The organism is Rhodococcus sp. 1168 (genome assembly GCF_002091955.1).
Taxonomy (GTDB): domain Bacteria; phylum Actinomycetota; class Actinomycetes; order Mycobacteriales; family Mycobacteriaceae; genus Rhodococcoides.
In genome coordinates this window covers 13,050-33,932 of sequence record NZ_MKKY01000060.1, presented here as the reverse complement: position 1 = coordinate 33,932, position 20,883 = coordinate 13,050, and the positions used below count along the sequence as shown (strand labels likewise).

14 protein-coding genes and 2 pseudogenes are annotated in these 20,883 nt (G+C 61.8%); 12 read left to right on the top strand and 4 right to left on the bottom strand.

The genetic code is table 11. From position 1 onward, the window contains the following. Window positions 1–40: 40 nt before the first annotated feature. The gene (locus tag BJI47_RS11960) at window positions 41–1,945 is read left to right on the top strand and encodes a BCCT family transporter (RefSeq protein ID WP_088943963.1); all 1,905 of its coding nucleotides are present in this window, start codon (window positions 41–43) and stop codon (window positions 1,943–1,945) included. Between the two features lie 69 nt (window positions 1,946–2,014). On the opposite strand, the gene BJI47_RS11955 is transcribed toward BJI47_RS11960, so the two are convergent. Continuing rightward, a complete protein-coding gene (locus tag BJI47_RS11955; RefSeq protein ID WP_254900555.1) occupies window positions 2,015–3,211 on the bottom strand; it encodes an MFS transporter in 1,197 nt (398 codons plus the stop codon). Window positions 3,212–3,285: 74 nt separating this feature from the next. Here BJI47_RS11955 and BJI47_RS11950 point away from each other — a divergent pair, with 74 nt between their 5' ends. The 3 genes from BJI47_RS11950 (at window position 3,286) to BJI47_RS11940 (ending at window position 6,556) form a co-directional block, all read left to right on the top strand. Beyond that, the gene (locus BJI47_RS11950) at window positions 3,286–4,158 is read left to right on the top strand and encodes a LysR family transcriptional regulator (RefSeq protein ID WP_088943940.1); all 873 of its coding nucleotides are present in this window, start codon (window positions 3,286–3,288) and stop codon (window positions 4,156–4,158) included. Window positions 4,159–4,342: 184 nt separating this feature from the next. Continuing rightward, complete coding sequence (locus tag BJI47_RS11945) at window positions 4,343–4,687, top strand: metalloregulator ArsR/SmtB family transcription factor (RefSeq protein ID WP_088943961.1); 345 nt, start codon at window positions 4,343–4,345, stop codon at window positions 4,685–4,687. Window positions 4,688–4,804: 117 nt separating this feature from the next. Beyond that, the gene (locus BJI47_RS11940) at window positions 4,805–6,556 is read left to right on the top strand and encodes a SulP family inorganic anion transporter (protein ID WP_088943939.1); all 1,752 of its coding nucleotides are present in this window, start codon (window positions 4,805–4,807) and stop codon (window positions 6,554–6,556) included. A 177-nt stretch (window positions 6,557–6,733) separates the two neighbouring features. Here the strand turns inward: BJI47_RS11940 and BJI47_RS11935 are convergent, their stop codons facing one another. The 3 genes from BJI47_RS11935 to BJI47_RS11925 form a co-directional block, all read right to left on the bottom strand. Beyond that, complete coding sequence (locus BJI47_RS11935) at window positions 6,734–7,576, bottom strand: universal stress protein (protein WP_176224822.1); 843 nt, start codon at window positions 7,574–7,576, stop codon at window positions 6,734–6,736. 207 nt (window positions 7,577–7,783) lie between these two features. Then, window positions 7,784–9,490 (bottom strand): GAF domain-containing protein, encoded by a 1,707-nt coding sequence (locus tag BJI47_RS11930; protein ID WP_254900554.1) that lies wholly within the window; start codon window positions 9,488–9,490, stop codon window positions 7,784–7,786. Further along, a complete protein-coding gene (locus BJI47_RS11925; protein ID WP_088943936.1) occupies window positions 9,483–10,154 on the bottom strand; it encodes a response regulator transcription factor in 672 nt (223 codons plus the stop codon). The genes BJI47_RS11930 and BJI47_RS11925 overlap by 8 nt, the downstream gene beginning before the upstream one ends. Before the next feature lie 194 nt (window positions 10,155–10,348). Between BJI47_RS11925 and BJI47_RS11920 the strand changes: the two genes are divergently transcribed. The 8 genes and pseudogenes from BJI47_RS11920 to BJI47_RS11885 all read left to right on the top strand — a co-directional run bounded on the left by BJI47_RS11920 (window position 10,349) and on the right by BJI47_RS11885 (window position 20,855). Then, entirely contained in the window at window positions 10,349–11,287 is a 939-nt protein-coding gene (locus BJI47_RS11920; protein ID WP_088943935.1) for a universal stress protein, read from the top strand. Window positions 11,288–11,343: 56 nt separating this feature from the next. After that, window positions 11,344–12,291, top strand: coding sequence for an ABC transporter ATP-binding protein (locus BJI47_RS11915; RefSeq protein ID WP_088943934.1), 948 nt, complete (start codon window positions 11,344–11,346; stop codon window positions 12,289–12,291). After that, window positions 12,288–13,127, top strand: a complete 840-nt coding sequence (locus tag BJI47_RS11910; RefSeq protein ID WP_088943933.1) for an ABC transporter permease — start codon at window positions 12,288–12,290, stop codon at window positions 13,125–13,127. Before BJI47_RS11915 ends, BJI47_RS11910 begins: the two co-directional genes overlap by 4 nt. Before the next feature lie 137 nt (window positions 13,128–13,264). Then, window positions 13,265–14,584 carry a family 1 glycosylhydrolase gene (locus BJI47_RS11905; RefSeq protein ID WP_088943960.1) on the top strand — a complete coding sequence of 440 codons (1,320 nt, stop codon included), beginning with the start codon at window positions 13,265–13,267 and terminating at the stop codon, window positions 14,582–14,584. A gap of 307 nt (window positions 14,585–14,891) precedes the next feature. After that, complete coding sequence (locus tag BJI47_RS11900) at window positions 14,892–17,690, top strand: aconitate hydratase (RefSeq protein ID WP_088943932.1); 2,799 nt, start codon at window positions 14,892–14,894, stop codon at window positions 17,688–17,690. Further along, window positions 17,687–18,409, top strand: a complete 723-nt coding sequence (locus BJI47_RS11895) for a succinate dehydrogenase cytochrome b subunit (RefSeq protein WP_088943931.1) — start codon at window positions 17,687–17,689, stop codon at window positions 18,407–18,409. Before BJI47_RS11900 ends, BJI47_RS11895 begins: the two co-directional genes overlap by 4 nt. After that, window positions 18,394–20,107 (top strand): annotated as a pseudogene (locus BJI47_RS11890) (fumarate reductase/succinate dehydrogenase flavoprotein subunit). The gene BJI47_RS11895 and the pseudogene BJI47_RS11890 overlap by 16 nt, the downstream one beginning before the upstream one ends. Then, window positions 20,104–20,855: pseudogene (locus BJI47_RS11885) on the top strand (succinate dehydrogenase/fumarate reductase iron-sulfur subunit). Before BJI47_RS11890 ends, BJI47_RS11885 begins: the two co-directional pseudogenes overlap by 4 nt. Window positions 20,856–20,883 lie beyond the last annotated feature (28 nt).

Genomic DNA, 20,883 nt, shown 5'->3' with positions numbered 1-20,883 from the left:
TCTACATATTCACCAAGCAATGCAAGGGATCTTCCTCGATATGAATTCTGTGATCACAGCGTGGCGCGGCCTACGCAAACCGGTGTTCATTCCGGCGTCACTGATAATTTTGGCGATGATCACCTTTTCGGTGGTCTTCGCAAGCACCGCTTCCGATGCATTCGAATCACTGAACACAACAATCACCGATGGTGTCGGCTGGTGGTACATCCTCAGCGCTACCGGATTCGTGCTGTTCGCCCTGTACTGCGGCATCAGTCGCATCGGCAACATCCGCCTCGGCCGCGACGACGAGAAGCCCGAATTCGGCGTCTTCTCGTGGTTCGCGATGCTCTTCAGTGCAGGAATGGGCATCGGCCTGGTGTTCTACGGCGTCGCTGAACCCCTCTCGCACTACGTGAACCCGCCAGAGGCCGGGCGAATAGAGGGTTCGACCGACGGTGCGGCGAACCAGGCGATGGAACTGACGCTCTACCACTGGGGCCTGCATGCTTGGGCGATCTATGTGGTCGTCGGTCTCGGACTGGCCTACATGACCTACCGCAAAGGGCGCCCACTCTCGGTTCGGTGGCTGCTCGAGCCGTTGCTCGGTCGAAAGCGAATCGAAGGCTCCATTGGTCACATCATCGATGTCATCGCCATCGTCGGTACTCTGTTCGGCGTCGCGACCTCGCTGGGCTTCGGGGTCCAGCAGATTTCAGCCGGCCTCGAGTACCTCGGCTGGATCGAGTCCAGCAACTGGCTCACGGTCGTTCTAATCGTGGGTGTCACCGGACTGGCAACATTTTCCGTCGTGTCCGGTGTATCGAAGGGCCTCAAATGGCTTTCCAACATCAACATGGTGCTCGCTGCGAGCCTGGCAGTATTCGTACTGATCCTCGGGCCGACCTTGTTCTTGATGCAATCCTGGGTGCAGAACCTCGGCGGCTACGCCCAAGCCCTACCGGAGTTGATGCTGCGCACGTCCCCATTCGCCGACGACGGCTGGGCGGGCGCGTGGACCATCTTCTACTGGGGCTGGTGGATGAGCTGGGCGCCGTTCGTGGGCATGTTCATCGCACGCATTTCGCGTGGCCGCACGATCCGTCAGTTCGTCTTCGGCGTGCTGCTGGCGCCGACCATCATCGGCTCGCTGTGGTTCACCATCTTCGGTGATGCCGGCATCCTGCGTCAGCGCAACGACCAGGACATGCTCACCGCCGCCGGCGAGGTCGATACCAACACCACCCTGTTCAATCTGCTCGACGGATTCCCTCTCGCCACGGTCACGAGTGTTCTCGCAATCTTGGTGGTGGTGTTCTTCTTCGTCACCTCTTCGGACTCGGGGTCCTTGGTGATCGACATCCTCTCGACCGGTGGCGATCTCGACACCCCGAAGATCACCCGCGTCTACTGGGCAATTCTCGAGGGCGTCGCGGCGGCAGTTCTGCTCCTGGTCGGTGGCTCCGGTTCACTGACGGCGTTGCAAACAGCGTCGATCGCGACGGCGGTTCCGTTCTCGATAGTCCTGGTTCTTGCGTGTATTTCGATGCTCAAGGCCTTCCACTACGACGTCGCCACCACCCCCAACTACGTCCGAATCACCGCGACGGGCGAGGCCTCCAATGGTGCGTTGGTAACAGCGGGCGCCAAGTCCGAGGGTCCGGGACGCCGCAAGCGTGGTGCGGGAATTTCTTCGACCTTCGCCGGTCTCGCGCCGTCTCGGGAGAAGGTGGCAAAACCCAACTCGGAGCATGTGGTCGTCGCAGTCCATCAACTCACGTCCGACCAGATCGGAATCGACCCGAACACCGGTGCCGTCGAATACTCCCCTGGCGAGGCGCGACGCGATCCGCTCGGTGGCGAAGTGTTCGACTCTCAAGAGTTCGTCGACTCCGCAGAGGGCCGCGCACAGAAGGCGGAGGGGCAAGTGCAGAAGGCCCAGTCGCCAGACCTGCCAGAGTAGAAGCAACCTGCCGTCATGTCGGCGGTCGTGCCCGGATCGAGTCCGATCCGGGCACGACGCATATGTGGGTCACCGAGGGCTTCCGCTTCGATGCTTGCGTTGCTCGGCGAGCCACAGTCCGAAGCCGATCGTGGGGAAGCCGGCACCGAGCACGCAGACTCCCGTCCAGCCGGCCTGGGTGTAGGCCAGGACCGACAGCGCGCTCCCGATGGAACCCGCCATGAAATAGGTCGTCATATAGGCGGTATTGAGTCTGCTGCGGGCGTCGGGCCGCAGCGGATAGAACAGGCTCTGGTTGCTGATGTGTGTGCCTTGAATGCCGAGATCGAGCAACGCTACGCCCACCGCCAGCAGGAACACGTTGTGTTCTCCGAGTGCCACAAGCACGAAGCTGAGCGCCGTGAGAGCCACGAACCAACCCGTCTGGCGCTGCGCATAGCCGCGGTCGGCCAGTGTTCCAGCGAGCCGTGCGGCTAGTGCACCGGCAACTCCGACAAGGGTGAAAAGACCGATTCGAGCATCGGACCATCCGTATCCCGGCCCCGACAGTAGAAATCCGATGGATGTCCAGAACACCCCGAACGATGCGTAGGTGAGCGTTCCGTATCCGATACGCCACCGGAGCACCGGTTCTTCCCGGATGAGCTCGAAGACCGAAGCCAGCAGCGCTCGATACGAAGAAGTCGCACACGGCGGCGCGACGGGCAGCGTGCGAACCAGCAGTGCGGCGACGACCATCAAGATCGCTGCGACTACGAAGACCGCTCTCCAGCCCGCGACCTGCGCTATCAACCCGGCGACCACGCGTGAGAGCAGAATGCCCAGCAGCAGACCTGTCATAACGTTGCCGATGACTCGGCCTCGTTCTTCTTCGGCCGCCAGCGAGGCAGCGAACGGCACCAGAACCTGACCGACTACAGATCCGACCCCCGCGACCATCGCAGCACATGCCAACACCTGCCACGACGGCGCTACTGCCATCACAACGAGGGACGCGCAGGTTACCGCGAGCATCCAGGTCATCAGCTTCCTGCGCTGGATCATGTCGCCGAGCGGTACGAGAAATGCCAGCCCGATCGCGTAGCCCACTTGACTGGCGGTCACCACCAGGCCTACTCGGGTCATCGAGGCATCGAGGCTGTCGGCGATGGCCCCCACCAGCGGCTGGGCATAGTAGCTATTGGCAACCACCAATCCGGAGATCACTGCCATGATCCCGACGAGCCGCCCGTTCATCCGAGTCGTCGTGGGCAATTCAGAGTGCATGTGCCCATGGTCGACAACTATCGCTGCTCTGTCCAACATGTCATTCCGTACTCATTCATTGATAGAATCGCTCAATGGAGTTGCGACAGCTCGAACACTTCACCGCCGTAGCAGCCGAAGGCCATTTCACCCGGGCGGCGTCCCAGCTACATATTTCGCAATCCGCGCTCAGTTCGTCGATCCGGGCACTGGAGAAGGAGGTCGGCACCGCGCTCTTCGAACGCACCACGCGCAGAGTGCTTCTCACCGCCTCCGGGTCGGTACTGCTTCGATATGCGCGCAGAATCACCGGTGACGTCGCCGATGCGCGCGATGCCCTGCGTCAGATCTCCGACGGTGAAACCGGCACTGTCGCAATCGGAACCGTCCAAACATTCACTGCCATCGACTTGCCCGCCACTCTGGGCCGATTTCACTCCGCCCACCCGGGTGTAGCAGTGACCCTTCGAGAAGGAACCACCGCCGAGTTGCTGGATGCACTCGTCGGAGGGAAGCTGGATCTGGCCTTCGTCGCACTGGATGCACAACCCCTGGAGGTCGGGATTTTCGCGCTGGCGACCTACACCGAGTCGTTGACTCTCGTCGTAGCCGACGGACATCCTCTGGCACAACGGAAGTCAGTTTCTCTCACCGAGCTCGCCGACTATCCGTTCATCGACTTCGAGGCCGGCCGCGGCTTACAGACCGTCGTCGACGCACTGTTCGACAATGCAGGCGTCGACCGTGACATCACATTCCGAATCAGCGACATGGAGCGACTGTTGGGATTGGTGCGCCACAGCCTCGGTGTCGCGATAATCCCAGAGCCTCTTGCGCGGCGCCAAGCCGGCCTGTCCACGGTTGCCATCGACGTACATCCTCCTCCCACAAGAGAATTGACATTGGCATGCCGCACCGAGGAACCCACCAATTCGGCGGCACGCTCGTTCATCGGTGAACTCGTTTGAAATTCAGCCGTATCGATCATCATCGCTCCATCGAAAGGTAAGGAACAGACTGGTCGACGGATGCAATCCCGTCGCCACCCACGGTAGTTGCTAAGATTCGCAAGTACCACGACCGTGGGCTCCCGACAGTCCTGCTCGAAAAACTGGAGGCGTAGTGGCACATTCACGCGAGCCCTTGTATCGAATGAAGGCCGACTTCTTCAAAACCCTCGGTCACCCTGCACGCATTCGCATCTTGGAGCTTCTGAGCGAGCGCGAGCATGCCGTCTCGGAAATGCTCCCCGAGGTCGGTATCGAGCCGGCGAATCTATCTCAGCAACTCTCCATCCTGCGGAGAGCAGGCTTGGTTGCCGCGCGTCGAGAAGGACTGTCCGTCTCATACGCCCTGACGTCACCGCGCATCGCCGACTTACTGACCACCGCGCGGACCATCTTGACGGGCATGGTCGCCGGGCAGGCCGAGATGCTGGTCGACGACGCAGCCGCCGCAGAATCGATCGCCGCGACGGCCATGGTCGCCGAGCAGTAGGAGTCTTACGACGTCGGGACAGTGTCGAACCTCACGGGCCCACTGTCTTCATCACTTGCTAATCTTAGCAAGTAATGAAGTAAGAATTCATCTCCCTCTCGCGGTACCGAGGACCCTATGACCGAGTCGCCCACACCGAAGCTTGCTCCCGCAACCGCCCTCCATCGAGCCGGACAGTCGATCCGTGAACTATTGCCACGCTGGAGCGAATGGAGCACTTCGCTGCGGGCACCCGGTGCGGACCTGCTGGCCGGCCTGATCGTGGCCTTGGTGGCACTCCCCTTGGCATTGGGATTCGGAATTTCGACCGGGCTCGGGGCCGCTGCGGGCCTGACCACCGCAGTCATCGCAGGTGCGGTTGCCGCGGTATTCGGCGGTTCACGCTTTCAGGTGTCCGGCCCTACCGGTGCCATGACCGTCGTCCTGGTCCCGATCGTCCACGAGTTCGGCGGATCCGGAGTACTTGCAGTCGGTCTGATCGCCGGAATCGTGTTGTTGATCCTCGCATTCGCCGGAGTCGGGCGGGCCGTGCGATTCATGCCCGCTCCAGTCATCGAAGGATTCACCGCCGGAATCGCTGTGGTGATCGCGCTCCAACAGGTTCCCGCAGCTCTCGGCATCGCCGACGCGCAGGGCGACAAGGTGTGGCGCAGTGCTGCCGACGCAGTGGTCAAGTTCGTGGATCATCCTTCGATTCTCACGCCGGCAACGGCACTGGTAGTGGCCTTCGTGATACTCGTCGGCGGACGCTCGTTGCCCAAGGTTCCCATCTCACTCGTCGCGGTCGCCATCGTGACTCTTGCCGCGAAACTGCTGCATCTCGATATGGCACGCATCGGTGAGATTCCATCTGGAATCGCAGCTCCGACACTGAATTTCCTACACCTCGAAGACCTCACCTCCTTGTTGGCGCCTGCCCTGGCCGTCGCTGCGTTGGCCGCCCTCGAATCGCTACTGTCGGCAACTGCGGCAGACTCGATGGGAGTAGGCACCCGACACAATCCCGACAGGGAGTTGTTCGGACAGGGCCTGGCGAACATCGTCGCACCGCTTTTCGGAGGGGTGCCGGCCACCGGGGCGATCGCGCGCACCGCAGTCAACGTTCGGTCCGGTGCTCGCAGCCGACTTGCCGCGTTGACGCACGCGGTCATTCTCGCCGCAATCGTCTACCTCGGGTCGACGCTGGTCGCCGAAATACCCTTGGCTGCACTTGCCGGAGTGCTCCTCGCCACGACGGTACGCATGGTCGAGACTGCCTCGATCATTGCCATCGCCCGCGCTACCCGCGCAGACACCGCAGTCATGGGAGCAACGTTTCTGGTGACGGTTGCACTCGACCTAGTTACCGCAGTCGCAGTCGGCGTCGCATTCGCCGCAATCCTCGCGCTGCGCGCAATCGCCAAGTCGGCCAAGATCGAACAAGTCCCCCTCGACGACGAGGGACACCAGAGCGAAGAACACGAACTGCTGCGCCAACACATCGTCGCCTACCGCATCGACGGTGCATTGTTTTTCGCTGCGGCACACCGGTTCCTGCTCGAGCTCGCCGAAGTCTCCGACGTCCACGTGGTCATCTTGCGTATGTCCCGTGTCACCGCCATCGATGCCACCGGTGCCATAGTGCTCAAAGACGCCATCGACAAGCTCGAACGCCGTCACATCACCGTATTGATCTCGGGTCTGAAGCCGGAACACTCACGACCGCTCCAAGCGCTGGGGGTCTTCACCACCTCGGACAGTGAACGTAGGCACTTCTTCGAAGACACTCCTCACGCAATCGAACACGCCCGCACCCTGCTCGAAGAACGGTCTCTGGGTCGCTCTACCACCAAAGACGAAACCCCGTCGGTGAACACCATTCCGACATGACCATTCCTCGGCTCGGATTCGAAGCGAGGTCCCAGCGGAAACGGGCCTGCGAAGCAAAGAGATCTGCTGCTCGGAATACACCTTGTACCGCCATCATCAACGCCATTGCGCGATACACCGCATCGAGCTGACCCGCCAACGGAGAGATCAACAGATCACGTGGCCCGCTGCTGGTAATCATGCGTGCGGCACCACGAGCACCGGGCATTCCGCTCGGCGAAGGACAGTGGTAAGCGTACTGCCGCACGTGCGTCCTCGCTCATGGCCGACAACAAGCAACCTAGCGGTGCCGGACACTGCGACCAGTTCCGATCCCGAGCCGGCCTCGGCGTAGACGGTCGAGGAACGCACCGTGGGGTAGTCGGCGCGGAACGACTCCAGCCGGGCGTCCATAGGTGTTTCGGGAGCCACGTTGGTGTTCGCTCCCCCGATCACATGAGCGACAACCTCCGAGATCGAGCGAGTATGGATGGCCAGGACATCTGCTTTCCTACTCGAAGCTTCGCGAAAGGCTTCTGCAACAACGACGTCGGACTCGAGAACCTCTGCATCTCCCAGCGCGACCACCACCGCACCATCGGAACCAGTACTGCACTCTCGCACGATCAATACCGGACACACCGACGATTCCACGAGTGTGAAAACCGTCGACCGCAGGACTCGCGCAGTCAAGGCATGCCCTTGGCTTATGCCGAGCACGAGTAGACGCGCAGATTTCGCCTCCGCAAGAATCGCTGATTCCGGTTGACCGTGCAGCACTACAGTTTCTACCAGCACACTGCTGTCGATCTCCGCCGCAGCGTGCACTGCCTCGCGGAGCACCGTGCGACCGTAGTCGCCATCCACATCAGGAGCGCCGTACACGGTCTCAGGCTGGGGATGCGGGCTGATCACATGGACCAACCGCACTGCGGAGTGCAGTTCTTGTGCCTCCGCCACTGCCAGTCGCACGGCGTCGAGCGCTGCCCTCGATCCATCGACTCCGACGACGATAGGTCCACCCGAATACGAACTGTTCATCAGTTTCCTCTCGATGTTCACCATCGGCGCCGCGCCACCCCCGAAGTGCAGCGGACAAGCAGCGCCTCCACCCGAGAACGCTACGAGTGCTTTCCCAGTCGACGCAGCGGCCAGAGGTCACCAGCGTTCGGGACGTAAGTAGGCGACTTCGTCGCACCTGCCGGAAATACGTCGAAGGGGGTGTATTTCTGTGCACATGGGAAGCAGTCACGGCAATGGCGCGGCCCAGACGATGCAGGCGCCGACGCCGGATGCGGGCGTGCCCACCGTCATCTCACCGCCGCATTCGAGTGCACGCGCCCTCAGGTTCGCCAAACCGCTCGTGGTGGCGTCGTCGGGCATTCCGATGCCATTGTCCGACACCTCGATTCGAAGGTCGTCCCCGACCCGGATGGTCACGGTGACCGTGTCGGCCGCTGCGTGCTGGACCACGTTGCTGACCGCCTCCCTGACGACGGCAACAGCGTGATCAGCCAGCGAGTTTTCGATAACCGACAAGGGTCCGGACATTCGAACGACCGCACGGATGGGTACGTGTTCGGTGAGTTCGAGGACCGCGTCGTCGATGCGTTGGTGCAGGCGAGTGGCCGAATGCGACGAACTTTGCAGATCGAAAATCGTCGAGCGAATGTCCTGCACAGTGTCTTGCAAGTCGTCGATTGTTCTCGTCAGCCGTTGACGAATATCGTCCGACTCGGTTCGTTGGAGTGTGCTCTGCAACGACAAACCGACTGCGAATATTCGCTGGATCACGTGGTCGTGCAAGTCTCGGGCGATACGATCACGGTCGGACAGAACATCGAGTTCGTGGACCCGACGAGCGTTGTCGGCCATCTGCATCGCCAGCGCAGCCTGGTCCGCAAAACTCGCGACCAGTTCGAGTTCGGCATCGCTGAACGACCCGGCACCCTCCCTCCTCAACACCACCAGCACGCCGCTGACACCGCCGGTGACACGCAACGGAGAGATCAGAGCGGGACCGAACTCCTGGTCCATCTCGATGGATTCGTCGTCGAAGTCTTCCTTCCGGAATGCCGCACGGCGCCTGAACGCGGCACCCGAACTCGACCCTTCGATGGGGATGGTGGAACCCAATAGCTCTTCGGCACAATGGCCTTCGCTCACCGAGACGACAAGACGGGTAACGAGTGCTGGGTCCGCGTCGACGCCCTCCGGGACGGCGATGAAAGCCAGGTCGGCAGTGAGGAGATGCAGCGCCTTTCGCGACACCATCTGCAACACGTCACCGATTTCGGCACCGGCCAGCAGTTCGGTGCCGATATCTCTCGTCGCTTCCATCCATGCTTGACGGGTACGTGATTCCTCGTACAAGCGTGAATTTTCGATAGCGATACCTGCCGCCGACGCGAGGGCCTGTGTGACGACCTCGTCGTCATCGGTGAAAGGTGTTCCATCTTTCTTTTCCGTCAGGTACAGGTTCCCGTAAATTTTGCTGCGGATTCGAATCGGTACTCCGAGAAAGGTTTTCATCAACGGATGGTTCGGCGGAAATCCCACCGAATCCGGATGAGAGGTCAAGTCTTCCAGCCGTAGGACTTCGGGCTGATCGATCAACAGTCCCAACACCCCGCCTCCGGTGGGGAGCGGTCCAATACGGGTGCGCGTGTCGTCGTCCATCCCGAAGTTGATGAATGCGCTCAGTTCGTGACCTTCCCCGCGCACGCCGAGGGCACCATAGCGAGCGTCGACGAGTTTGACGGCCGATTCGACGATCGACCGCAGAGTCACCTCGAGGTCGAGGTCGGAGGTGATGACCAGCATGGCCTCTAGCAGCCCGTCTGCCTGGGCTCTGGCGTCCGCAATACGGCCGATCCGGTTCTGAACTTCGACCAGAAGTTCACCGAGACGGAGTTGCGGCAACGACGATCCGCTGGCGCGGGGCAGATCATCCACCATGTACTCCGGGGTGCCCGCCCGATATCGGATGTGTATCGGCAAGTTTCGAGGCATAAACGGCGGCTTGGGTGCGTCGCTCCATCCCGAGCTTGGCGAGAAGTCTCGAAACGTAGTTCTTCACTGTCTTTTCCGCCAGAAACATTCTGGTCGCAATCTGCCTGTTGGTCAGACCTTCACCGAGGAGGTCGAGCAAGGTGCGTTCCTGCCCGGTGAGATGGTCTACCGGTCCTGGCGCTGCCGTACCCGCTCGCAGCTTGTCCATCAGCACGGCCGCAGCTCGATTGTCGAGCAACGATTTCCCCGAGCCGACGTCCTTGATCGCGCGGGTCAACTCCATTCCGGTGATGTCCTTGACGACGTATCCACTCGCGCCGGCAAGGATGGCGTCGAGCATCGCCTGATCCTCGGTGAACGAAGTCAGCATCATGGTTTTCAGGTCTGGCAACCGATCGAGAAGTTCGCGGCACAACTCGATGCCGTTGCCGTCGGGAAGCCGCACGTCGAGGACAGCGACATCGGGCTTCAAAGCCGGGATGCGGGCGAGGGCTTGGGCGCAACTGCCGGCCTCACCGATGACTTCGAGATCGGGATCGGAGTCGATGAGGTCGATCAACCCGCGCCGCACTATCTCGTGATCATCGACCAGAAATACTGTGACCACGCCAACGCTCCCTTGCCCGCGTCCCCAATGGGCGCCTCGAGTCCAACCATACCTACCTACGCCGCATCCAAACCGACCATCGGTCACCGAAATCGGCGACCAAAGTCCCTCACATCGGTGTAGTTGTCCTGCCGTGCCACTTGCTGAGTTCAGGGTCTGATGGAGGTCCAGCACCACGATGAAGGAGACTCGCGATGGGTTTACTCCCGACAGTCGTCGGAGTCGACGGGTCATCCGCGTCACTGGACGCAGTTCGATGGGCAGTGCTCGACGCCGAACTACACAATTCCGATCTCACAGTGGTGTCTTCGGTCCCCTTGCCGGGCGGATTGACCGGCATCCGGATCCTGCCCGAACCCGCGACTGCGCAGTTGAGGGGCGAGACGAGACGGATTCTGGACGAGGCGCTCACGGCGGCCGAGCGAGCCACGACTGGTGCGCGAACGATCGGCATCGACGCATGCCTATCGGATCGACCTGCGGTGAGCACGCTACTGGAGTTGTCTGCAACGTCCAGGATGATCGTCATCGGCACCAGCGGTCTCGGAGGAACCGATCGCCGAACGCTCGGGTCGATCAGTTTCGCGCTCAGCACCCACGCCCACTGTCCTGTCACCATCGTGCGCGCCTGGCCCGACGATGATCGGGTGCAGGCTGCGGACGCCGTAGTCGTCGGAGTCGACGGAACGATGGCGAGCGATGCTGCAGTGGCACTGGCGTTCGAGGAGGCCGCTGTGCGAAGAGCCCCACTCACCGCGGTCCACGCGTGGTCCGATGCGGATCTATCGATAGGAATTCCGGTTCGCGGGCTCGAGTGGCCGATGAACAAGCCCCCTACCGAGGATGCTTTGACGCGGATTCTGGACAAATACTCGCGCCAATACCCGTCGGTGTCCGTCCGACGTGTGGTGGTCAGAGACCGACCAGTGCATGCCCTTCTCGATCATGCGCAGGGGGCGCAACTATTGGTGGTAGGCAGCCATGGTCGCGGCGGATTCAGCGGCATGATGCTCGGCTCCACCAGCAGGTCGGTGTTGGGACGCGCATTCTGCCCGGTCGCCATCGTGCCGTCGTCGGGCCGTTCCGTGGCGAGAGCGGAGACCCGAGAGGCGACGACCGCGAGTTGTCCGTGAGACCGACATGCCCCACTCGATCCTGCTCGTTACCCGGAACGGGGAAAGATTTCACGATGACCCACGCGATCGAAGTCCGAGAAGTCAGCAAAAGCTACGGTGGGAAGCTCGTGATCGACAAGCTCTCCTTCGTCGTCGAGTCCGGCGCAGTGACAGGGTTTCTCGGCCCCAACGGCTCGGGTAAGTCCACTACCATGCGACTGATCGTCGGGCTCGATCATCCCAGTCACGGCAGTGCATATTTGAACGGTGTGGAGTACGCCGACCTTGCCATGCCGCTACGCGAAGTAGGCACCCTCTTGGACTCCGAGGCTGTTCATCCAGGCAGATCTGCCTACAACCATCTTCTCTATCTTGTTCAGACACAATCGATTTCGCCAACTCGCGTAAACGAGGTGCTCGATATCGTCGGTCTGCGTGAGGTCAAGAACGGCCGAGCGGGATCGTTCTCGCTCGGCATGCGCAAGAGGCTGGGTATCGCAGCGGCACTGTTGGGTGATCCTTCCATCTTGATCTTGGACGAACCGGTCAACGGGTTGGATCCAGACGGCACACGCTGGGTCCGCGAACTGATGAAGAAGCTCGCAAGCGAGGGCAGAACCGTGTTCGTCTCCAGCCATTTGATGAGCGAAATGGCCCAGACCGCACATAATCTCATCGTCATCGACCACGGAAAATTGATTGCCCAGTGCACTGTGAAAGAGCTGATAGCGCGACAAAGTGAAGCATCGGTACTGGTGCGATGCTCCGATTCGAGCGGGCTCACCGAGTGGATCGAGACTGCGGGCGGTCAGACCGGTACCAGCGATGACAACGCGCTGCATGTGCGTGGACTCTCTGCACACCGCATCGGTCAACTGGCCGACGAACACCACATAGCGATCTACGAACTCACGCCGCAAGAAGCGTCACTGGAGGAAGCGTTCATGTCTCTCACTCATCCCACAGCGTCGACGCATGACCGATCACTTTTATCGACCATTACAGAGGGCAGCCCGGCATGAGCGTCTCAGCACCCCTGACTCCAACGACGACCGTCGTTGCACCACAACGTAGCTCGAACACTGTCGGATTGGTGAAATCCGAGTGGACGAAGTTCGTTTCACTGCGTTCGACAATTTGGTCCCTGGCGCTGCTGGTGATCGTCACCGTGGGCTTCACTGCCTTTTTCACGTGGTTCACCGTTGCCTACGGGGACAATGTCGATCCGCTGGCGCAGCTCCAGATAGAGGCCGACCCGGCCCGCCAGATCCTGGGTGCCGGGTTCCAGCTCGGACAGTTGGCCGTTTGCGTCCTCGGTGTTCTGATCGTGACCAGCGAGTACGCAAGCGGAACGATCAGGGCAAGCCTCTTGGCGATCCCCAAGCGAATTCCCCTTCTGGCAGCCAAATCCGGTGTGTTCATGGTCGTGATCTTCATTGTCGGTGAGATCGCGGCCTTCCCAGCGTTCTTTATCGGATCGGCTCTGATGAGTTCGCGTGCATCAGTATCTCTTGGAGATCCGGGCGTCCTGCGAGCAGTGATCGGTGCGGGACTGTACCTCTCATTGCTGGGTGTCATGGCGATAGCAATCGGCGCACTCGTTCGTCATACCGCCGGAGCCATCACCGGTGTGATCGGTTTCGTTCTCGTGTTGGCACCACTGGCGCAACTGTTACCCGGCACAATCGGTCGGCATGTTGCTGCCTATCTTCCCTCGCAGGCCGGCAGCTTGATCGCCTCACCGCAGCAGGCCCCCGGTGACCTGCTCTCCCCGTGGCAGGGCTTCGGGGTCGCGGCGATCTGGACGGTACTGCTGATCGGTCTCGCCGCATATATGCTCCGGCGCCGGGATGCGTAGATAATCCAGGTACCGGGGCCGCAACTCACATTCGCAATGATCCCGTGGGGATCGACCTGTTGTGGCTTCGGCTCCGGACTGATTCGAATGCCGATCAAAGCGGCACCAACCAACTGATCGCGTACTACTCTGCGCCCATGCGCATTCCGAGACGACTTCGCATCGCAACAGCATTGATGCTGACATGGATCCTCGCACCCGCAATCTTGCTGCCGATCACACTGACACCATCAGCCGTTGCCGCACCGTCGTCGTTCTCGCTCGGCGACGAATTTCTGTGGGGTGTATCCACCGCAGGTTTTCAGGCCGAGGGGTCGTCGCCGGACAGCAACTGGTCTCGATACTCCGCTTCGGACCAAGCCGAAGACACGGCCGGCAGCGCCGTCGATTTCCGACACCGCTATGCCGAAGACATCGACAGCGCAGCGAAACTCGGGGTCTCGGTCTTCCGATTCAGTATCGAATGGGCCCGCGTACAGCCGGCTCCCGGCCTCTGGGACGAGAAAGAGTTTCAATACTACGACGACGTCGTCGCACAGATCCGCGCGCGTGGAATGCGCCCGATGATCACCCTCGATCACTGGGTGTACCCAGGCTGGGTCGCCGACCAGGGCGGTTGGTCCAACCCGAAGACCGTCGAGGATTGGTTGAACAACGCAGCACGGGTGATCGACCGGTATTCCGCACACGATGCACTGTGGATCACGATCAACGAACCGACCGCGTACATCATCAAAGAGCTCACCTTCGGCGGCATCACTGCCGCGCAAGCTCCACAGATGATGGACCGGCTCGTCCAGGTTCACCGAGCGGCGTTCGACATGATCCATGCCAAGGACCCGGAAGCGCCGGTCAGTAGCAATCTGTCTTTCATCCCGACGGTCGCCGGACTGTTCGACGCCACGTTCGTCGATCGCGTTCGCGACAAAATGGACTATCTCGGACTCGACTACTACTACGGGCTTTCAGTCGACAATTTCACCGCCGCCTACGCCATCTTCGACGAGTTCTACAACGTCGTTCCGCAACCGGACGGCCTGTTCCACGCACTGATCTATTACAAGAACAAGTTCCCCAGGCTTCCGATCTACATCGTCGAGAACGGTATGCCTACCGACAACGGTCAGGCCCGGCCGGACGGATACACCCGTTCCGATCACCTCGGTGACCACATCTATTGGCTCGAGCGTGCCCGTAGCGAAGGCGCCGAGGTGATCGGTTACAACTACTGGTCCATTACCGACAATTACGAATGGGGCACCTACCGTCCACGTTTCGGTCTTTACACGGTGGACGTGAAGACCGACCCGTCACTGACGCGGCGGCCCACCGAAGCGGTGGACACCTACCGTCGGATCATCGCCGACAACGGTGTACCCGCGAGGTACACCCCGGCGCGGCCACCCGCCTTCTGTTCCCTGGTGACCGTGCCGCAGAGCTGCATCGACCCGCCGTAGCCACGGCTATATCTTGCGCTGGACCACAACCCTCGGCGCGTGCGGTTGTGTCAGTTCCCAATACGGACGAGAGTTCTGTGGGTAGGTTCGGAATGTATGCCGCACCAGCCGCCATAGCAGTCTGGGTTCAAGCCGTCTGACGGCTGACGCCTTTCACGCAGTCCGCAACCCGCCGGAAAGTCGGACGATCCGAAGCGGAAGTGATCCAGGCTCGAGGGAGCGATACGGCAACCGGGAACAGACCCATTCCGAATGAGGTCCCGGCGTAGGTACCACCGTGCCCGGTACGCATCGACGAGAGGCAGAGATGACAACCAACAGTTTCGGTGCCCGCGGCCAACTGAGCGTGGATGACAAAACCTACGAGATTCACCGAATCGACCAGATCGAAGGGTCCGGGCGTCTGCCCTTCAGCCTCAAGATCCTCCTGGAGAATCTCCTGAGGAACGAGGATGGACGTCTTGTCACGGCCGACCACATCAAGGCCCTTGCCGGATGGGACGCGGGCTCCGAGGCCAATTCGGAGATCCAGTACACCCCGGCGCGGGTGCTCATGCAGGATTTCACCGGTGTCCCGTGCGTGGTGGACCTGGTAGCCATGCGCGATGCGATGACCGAACTCGGCGGCGATCCGCGAAAGATCAATCCGCTGATTCCTGCTGAACTCGTGATCGATCACTCGGTGATCGCCGATGTGTTTGCACGCCCGGATGCCTACAAAGTGAACGCCCAACTGGAATTCGAACGCAACCAGGAGCGCTACCAACTACTGCGCTGGGGACAGCAATCCTTCGACGACTTCCTCGTCGTTCCTCCAGATACCGGCATCTGCCACCAGGTGAACCTCGAATATTTGGCCCGGGTGGTCTTCACTCGTGAGGGACCCCGCGGACCTCAGGCGTATCCGGATACGTTGGTAGGTACGGACTCCCACACCCCGATGGTCAACGGCCTCGGTGTCCTCGGCTGGGGCGTCGGAGGGATCGAAGCCGAGGCGGCCATGCTCGGCCAGCCCATGAGCATGCTGATCCCCCAGGTGGTTGGACTCAAACTCACCGGCGACCTACCCGAGGGCACCACCGCCACCGACTTGGTACTCACCGTCGCCGAACTATTGCGGAAGGTCCGCGTCGTGGGGAAGTTCGTCGACTTCTTCGGCCCCGGCGTCGGCAATGTCCCCTTGGCTACCCGGGCCACCCTGGGCAACATGAGCCCGGAGTACGGCTCGACTGCATCGATCTTTCCGATCGACGACGAAACACTGAACTACCTGCGGCTGACCGGCCGCGAGGAACACCAGATCCAGCTGGTCGAGGCGTACGCCCGCGAGCAAGGTCTGTGGCACGACCCCGACCACGTACCCGAATACAGTCAGATAGTGGAACTGGACCTGTCGACCGTCACCCCGTCGATCGCCGGCCCGAAAAGGCCACAGGACCGTATCCCCCTGGCCGTAGCGTCCCAGGTCATTCACCGCCTCCTGGCCGGCCAGTCGCAAGACGACGCCGTCGCCGGTGGCCTCGACTCTGCTGGGGAAGAATCCTTTCCCGCCAGTGACCCGGTGGCCATCAGCACACGGATCCCCCGCGACGATCCGCCACGAATCCACGACCATGACGAGGATCCCGATCTCGACGAATGGCCGTCGAACCCGGCCGAGTTGGTGCTCGGCGGACAGCAGGCCAGCATCGACAACGGCGCCGTGGTCATCGCCGCCATCACCTCCTGCACCAACACCTCCAATCCATCGGTAATGATCGGAGCGGCACTGCTGGCCAAAAAGGCTGTTGAGCGCGGGCTCTCCAGCAAGCCGTGGGTGAAGACCACCTTGGCTCCCGGCTCCCGCGTCGTCACCGATTACTACGAGCGTTCCGGGCTGACGCCGTATTTGGAGAAACTCGGTTTCGACCTGGTCGGCTATGGCTGCACCACCTGCATCGGCAACTCCGGGCCACTCATCCCAGAGGTCAGCGCTGCGGTCGAGCACAACAGCCTCACGGTGGCTTCGGTCCTGTCGGGCAACCGGAACTTCGAGGGCCGCATTCATTCCGAGGTCCAGATGAACTTCCTGGCCTCACCGCCCCTGGTCATTGCCTATGCGCTCGCCGGAACAATGCACACCGACATGCTCAACGACCCGTTGGGACACGACCCCCAGGGTCAGCCGGTCTTCCTGCGCGACATCTGGCCGACCACCGCCGAAATCAAGCAAGTGGTCGACGCAAACCTCGAAGCGTCGATGTTCACCGAGGGGTACGCCGACGTCTACCACGGCGACGAAAACTGGCGCGGTATGTCCATTCCCGATGGGGATCAGTTCGCGTGGCAATCAGAGTCCACCTACATTCAGCGTCCGCCCTACTTCGACGACATGCCAGTCGATCCGGCGCCGCTGACGGACATCAAGGGCGCACGGGTGCTGGCCTACCTCGGGGATTCGGTGACCACCGACCACATCTCCCCGGCCGGAGCCATCAGGTCCGATTCCCCCGCGGGCCAATACCTTCAAGAATTAGGTGTTGCCCCGGCCGACTTCAACTCCTACGGTTCGCGCCGCGGCAACCACAACGTCATGATCCGCGGCACCTTTGCCAATGTCCGGCTACGCAACCAACTCGTCCCCGGAGTCGAAGGCGGAGTCACCCGCCACCTGCCCGACGGGGAACGCCAAAGTATTTTCGACGCAGCCACGGCCTATGCCGCCGAAGAAGTACCGCTGATTGTGCTGGCAGGATCCGACTACGGCTCGGGTTCCTCCCGCGACTGGGCTGCAAAGGGCACGACGCTCCTAGGCGTCAAAGCTGTCCTGGCCGTCTCCTATGAGCGGATCCACCGATCGAACCTCATTGGCATGGGAGTGCTGCCGCTCCAGTTCCGCGATGGGGAAAGCGCAGAATCCCATGGGCTGACCGGCGAGGAACGCTATTCCATCGTCGGTATCGAGGGGGCCGATCCGCTCCCGCGGGAGGTCACCGTCAGCGTCGACGACGGCAAGCGCAGCCGCGAGATCTCCGCGCAGGTACGCATCGATACACCCGCAGAGGAGGCTTACTTCATCCACGGCGGCATCCTGCCTTACGTTCTGCGTCAGCTGCTTTCGTCATGATCGCGCACGGCCTGGAACAGGGACGCGCCCGGACGCTGCGCTCCTCCGTCGCCCTGCATGCGGCCATGGCCGTCGGCGGGCTGATCATGGTGCTCTTTCTGATTGCCCACATGTACGGCAACCTGAAGGTCTTTGCCGGTCAAAAGGCCTTCGACGGGTATTCGGCGTATCTGCGCACAATCCTCGAACCCCTGCTGCCTTACTCGGGAGCTCTATGGATCCTTCGCGTGATCCTGCTGATCAGCGTCGGCACACATGTCTACGCTGCGTTCGTGCTGTGGCACCGATCCCGTAAGGCCACGGCCGGGGGCGGCGGTTGGAGATACGAGACCACGCAGAACAGGCGGGGTGTGCAACGCACGTACGCCTCGTTCACCATGCGGTGGGGCGGGGTGACGATCGCGCTTTTCATCGTCTATCACCTGTTGCACCTGACGGCGAACTACATCCACCCCGGCGGGGCGTCGTCAAGCCCTTACGAGCGCATGATCAATGGCTTTTCGATCTGGTGGGTGGTGCTTTCGTACGCCATCGCCCTCCTCGCGCTGGGTTTCCATCTGCGGCACGGTATTTGGAGCGCTTTCGCCTCGTTGGGCGCCAACACCGGCGTCGCGAGGCGTCGCCACCTCAATCAACTGGCGTATCTGATCACCGTCGTGGTCATCGGCGGGTTCTTGGTGCCGCCATTCAGTATTTTATTCGGATGGGTGGGGCCGTGAACGAGTACTTTGCCGAAGGCGACACACTGCACGACTCCAAGGATCCCGGAGGTCCGCTCACCGAACGCTGGGACAAACGTCGCTTCGAAGCCAAGCTGGTCAGCCCCGCCAACCGGCGCAAACTTTCTGTACTGATCGTCGGAACAGGGTTGGCCGGAGGATCCGCCGCGGCCACCCTCGGCGAAGCCGGCTACAACGTCACGGTCTTCTGCTATCAGGACAGTGCCCGTCGGGCCCACAGCATCGCCGCCCAGGGCGGAATCAACGCCGCAAAGGACTACCGCAACGACGGCGACAGCATTCAGCGACTGTTCTACGACACAGTCAAGGGCGGGGACTACCGCGCGCGTGAATCCAACGTGTACCGGCTCGCGCAGGTCAGTGCGGCGATCATCGATCAGGCTGTGGCACAGGGCGTCCCGTTTGCCCGGGAGTACGGCGGGTTGCTGGACACCCGTTCGTTCGGGGGCGTGCAGGTATCCCGGACCTTCTATGCGCGCGGACAAACCGGCCAACAACTGCTACTGGGCGCCTACCAAGCGCTGGAGCGACAAATCGGTGCAGGCACCGTAGAACTCAACACCCGGCACGAGATGTTGGACCTGATCGTCATCGACGGCAAGGCCCGCGGCGTGGTGGTGCGCGACATGGTCACCGGGGAGTTCGAGACGCATCTGGCGGACGCCGTCGTGCTGGCCAGCGGCGGCTACGGCAACGTCTACTACCTATCAACCAATGCCATGGGCTGCAACGTCACCGCGAGCTGGCGCGCTCACCGCAGGGGAGCCTATTTTGCGAATCCCTGTTACACGCAAATTCATCCCACTTGCATCCCGGTCAGCGGCGAACATCAGTCCAAGCTCACCCTGATGAGCGAATCCCTGCGTAACGACGGGCGGATCTGGGTGCCGGACGCGGCCGGGGACGACCGTGCGCCGGCGGACATTCCCGAGTCGGAACGGGACTACTACCTGGAACGGGCCTACCCGGCGTTCGGCAACCTGGTGCCTCGCGACGTGGCATCCCGAGCCGCCAAGAACCAATGTGACCAAGGCCGCGGCGTGGGCCCCAACGGACTCGGGGTCTACCTCGACTTCGCGGACGCCATCGAGCGCCTGGGCAAACCTGCCATCGAGGAAAAGTACGGAAACCTCTTCGACATGTACGCGAAGATCACCGACGAGGACCCGTATGAGGTGCCGATGCGCATCTATCCGGCTATCCATTACACGATGGGCGGCCTGTGGGTGGACTACGACCTGCAGAGCTCGATCCCGGGCCTCTTCGTCATCGGTGAAGCGAACTTCTCCGACCACGGTGCCAACCGTTTGGGTGCCAGCGCCCTGATGCAGGGCCTCGCTGACGGCTATTTCGTCCTACCCGGCACCATCAATGATTACCTCGCCCGCAATCCGCTACCCGACGATGTGGATGCCTCGCACCCCTCCGTCGTCGAGGCAGTCCAAGCGGTGCGCGACCGAACCGCAAAGTTGCTGGCCGTCAAGGGACCGCGAGGAATCCTGCGGGGGGCATTTCCGCACCGAAAGCCAAACGGATGGCGGAGAAGCACTCCGACGGGATGAGGAGTTCTCCTACGTCGCCGGGTGGGAATTCGGCGGGGACGGTTCCCCTCCGGTGCTGCACCGCGAGCACCTCGAATTCGAGAACATCAAGGTCCAGCAGAGGAGCTACACATGAACATCACGCTGCGCGTGTGGCGGCAGAAGAACCGCGACGATGTCGGCGGCATGGTGGCGTACGAGGTGGCCGGCATCTCCGCCGACATGTCGTTCCTCGAGATGCTCGATGTCCTGAACGAGGATCTCACGCAGGGCGGCGGGGAACCGGTGGCCTTCGATCACGACTGCCGCGAGGGCATCTGCGGCATGTGCTCGCTGGTGATCAACGGCCTGGCCCACGGCCCCGAGGCGCTGACCACCACCTGCCAGCTCTACTTGCGCCACTTCGACGACGGCCAGGTCATCGACGTCGAGCCGTGGCGCTCGACGTCGTTCCCCATCCTCCGGGACCTCGTCGTGGACCGGAGTGCGCTGGACCGCATCATCGAAGCGGGTGGCTATATCAGCGCCCGACGGGTTCCGCGGCCGATGCGAACGCGACGTCGGTATCGCGGAAGGACGCCGAGCGTGCCTTCGACGCAGCAGCGTGCATAGGTTGCGGGGCGTGCGTAGCCGCCTGTCCCAACGGCTCGGCCTCACTGTTCCTCGGTGCCAAGATGACCCACCTCGGCTCGTTGCCCCAGGGGCAGCCCGAACGGGAGCGCCGCGCGCTGGCCATGGTGCGTCAGCACGACGCCGCGGGCTTCGGCGGGTGTACGCAGATCGGCGAGTGCACTGCGGTGTGCCCGGCAGGCATCCCGCTGGACATGATTTCCCAACTCAATCACGATCTCCTAGCCGGGATCTCGCACAACAAGCACCGGTAAGAGCGCACCACTCACTTTCGCAGCCCAC

Bases quoted from the DNA above. Each gene is read 5' to 3' on its own strand.
- BJI47_RS11960 (WP_088943963.1), top strand. From the start codon at position 41: ATGAATTCTGTGATCACAGCGTGGCGCGGCCTACGCAAACCGGTGTTC.
- BJI47_RS11955 (WP_254900555.1), bottom strand. From the start codon at position 3,211: ATGCACTCTGAATTGCCCACGACGACTCGGATGAACGGGCGGCTCGTC.
- BJI47_RS11950 (WP_088943940.1), top strand. From the start codon at position 3,286: ATGGAGTTGCGACAGCTCGAACACTTCACCGCCGTAGCAGCCGAAGGC.
- BJI47_RS11945 (WP_088943961.1), top strand. From the start codon at position 4,343: ATGAAGGCCGACTTCTTCAAAACCCTCGGTCACCCTGCACGCATTCGC.
- BJI47_RS11940 (WP_088943939.1), top strand. From the start codon at position 4,805: ATGACCGAGTCGCCCACACCGAAGCTTGCTCCCGCAACCGCCCTCCAT.
- BJI47_RS11935 (WP_176224822.1), bottom strand. From the start codon at position 7,576: ATGAACAGTTCGTATTCGGGTGGACCTATCGTCGTCGGAGTCGATGGA.
- BJI47_RS11920 (WP_088943935.1), top strand. From the start codon at position 10,349: ATGGGTTTACTCCCGACAGTCGTCGGAGTCGACGGGTCATCCGCGTCA.
- BJI47_RS11915 (WP_088943934.1), top strand. From the start codon at position 11,344: ATGACCCACGCGATCGAAGTCCGAGAAGTCAGCAAAAGCTACGGTGGG.
- BJI47_RS11910 (WP_088943933.1), top strand. From the start codon at position 12,288: ATGAGCGTCTCAGCACCCCTGACTCCAACGACGACCGTCGTTGCACCA.
- BJI47_RS11905 (WP_088943960.1), top strand. From the start codon at position 13,265: ATGCGCATTCCGAGACGACTTCGCATCGCAACAGCATTGATGCTGACA.
- BJI47_RS11900 (WP_088943932.1), top strand. From the start codon at position 14,892: ATGACAACCAACAGTTTCGGTGCCCGCGGCCAACTGAGCGTGGATGAC.
- BJI47_RS11895 (WP_088943931.1), top strand. From the start codon at position 17,687: ATGATCGCGCACGGCCTGGAACAGGGACGCGCCCGGACGCTGCGCTCC.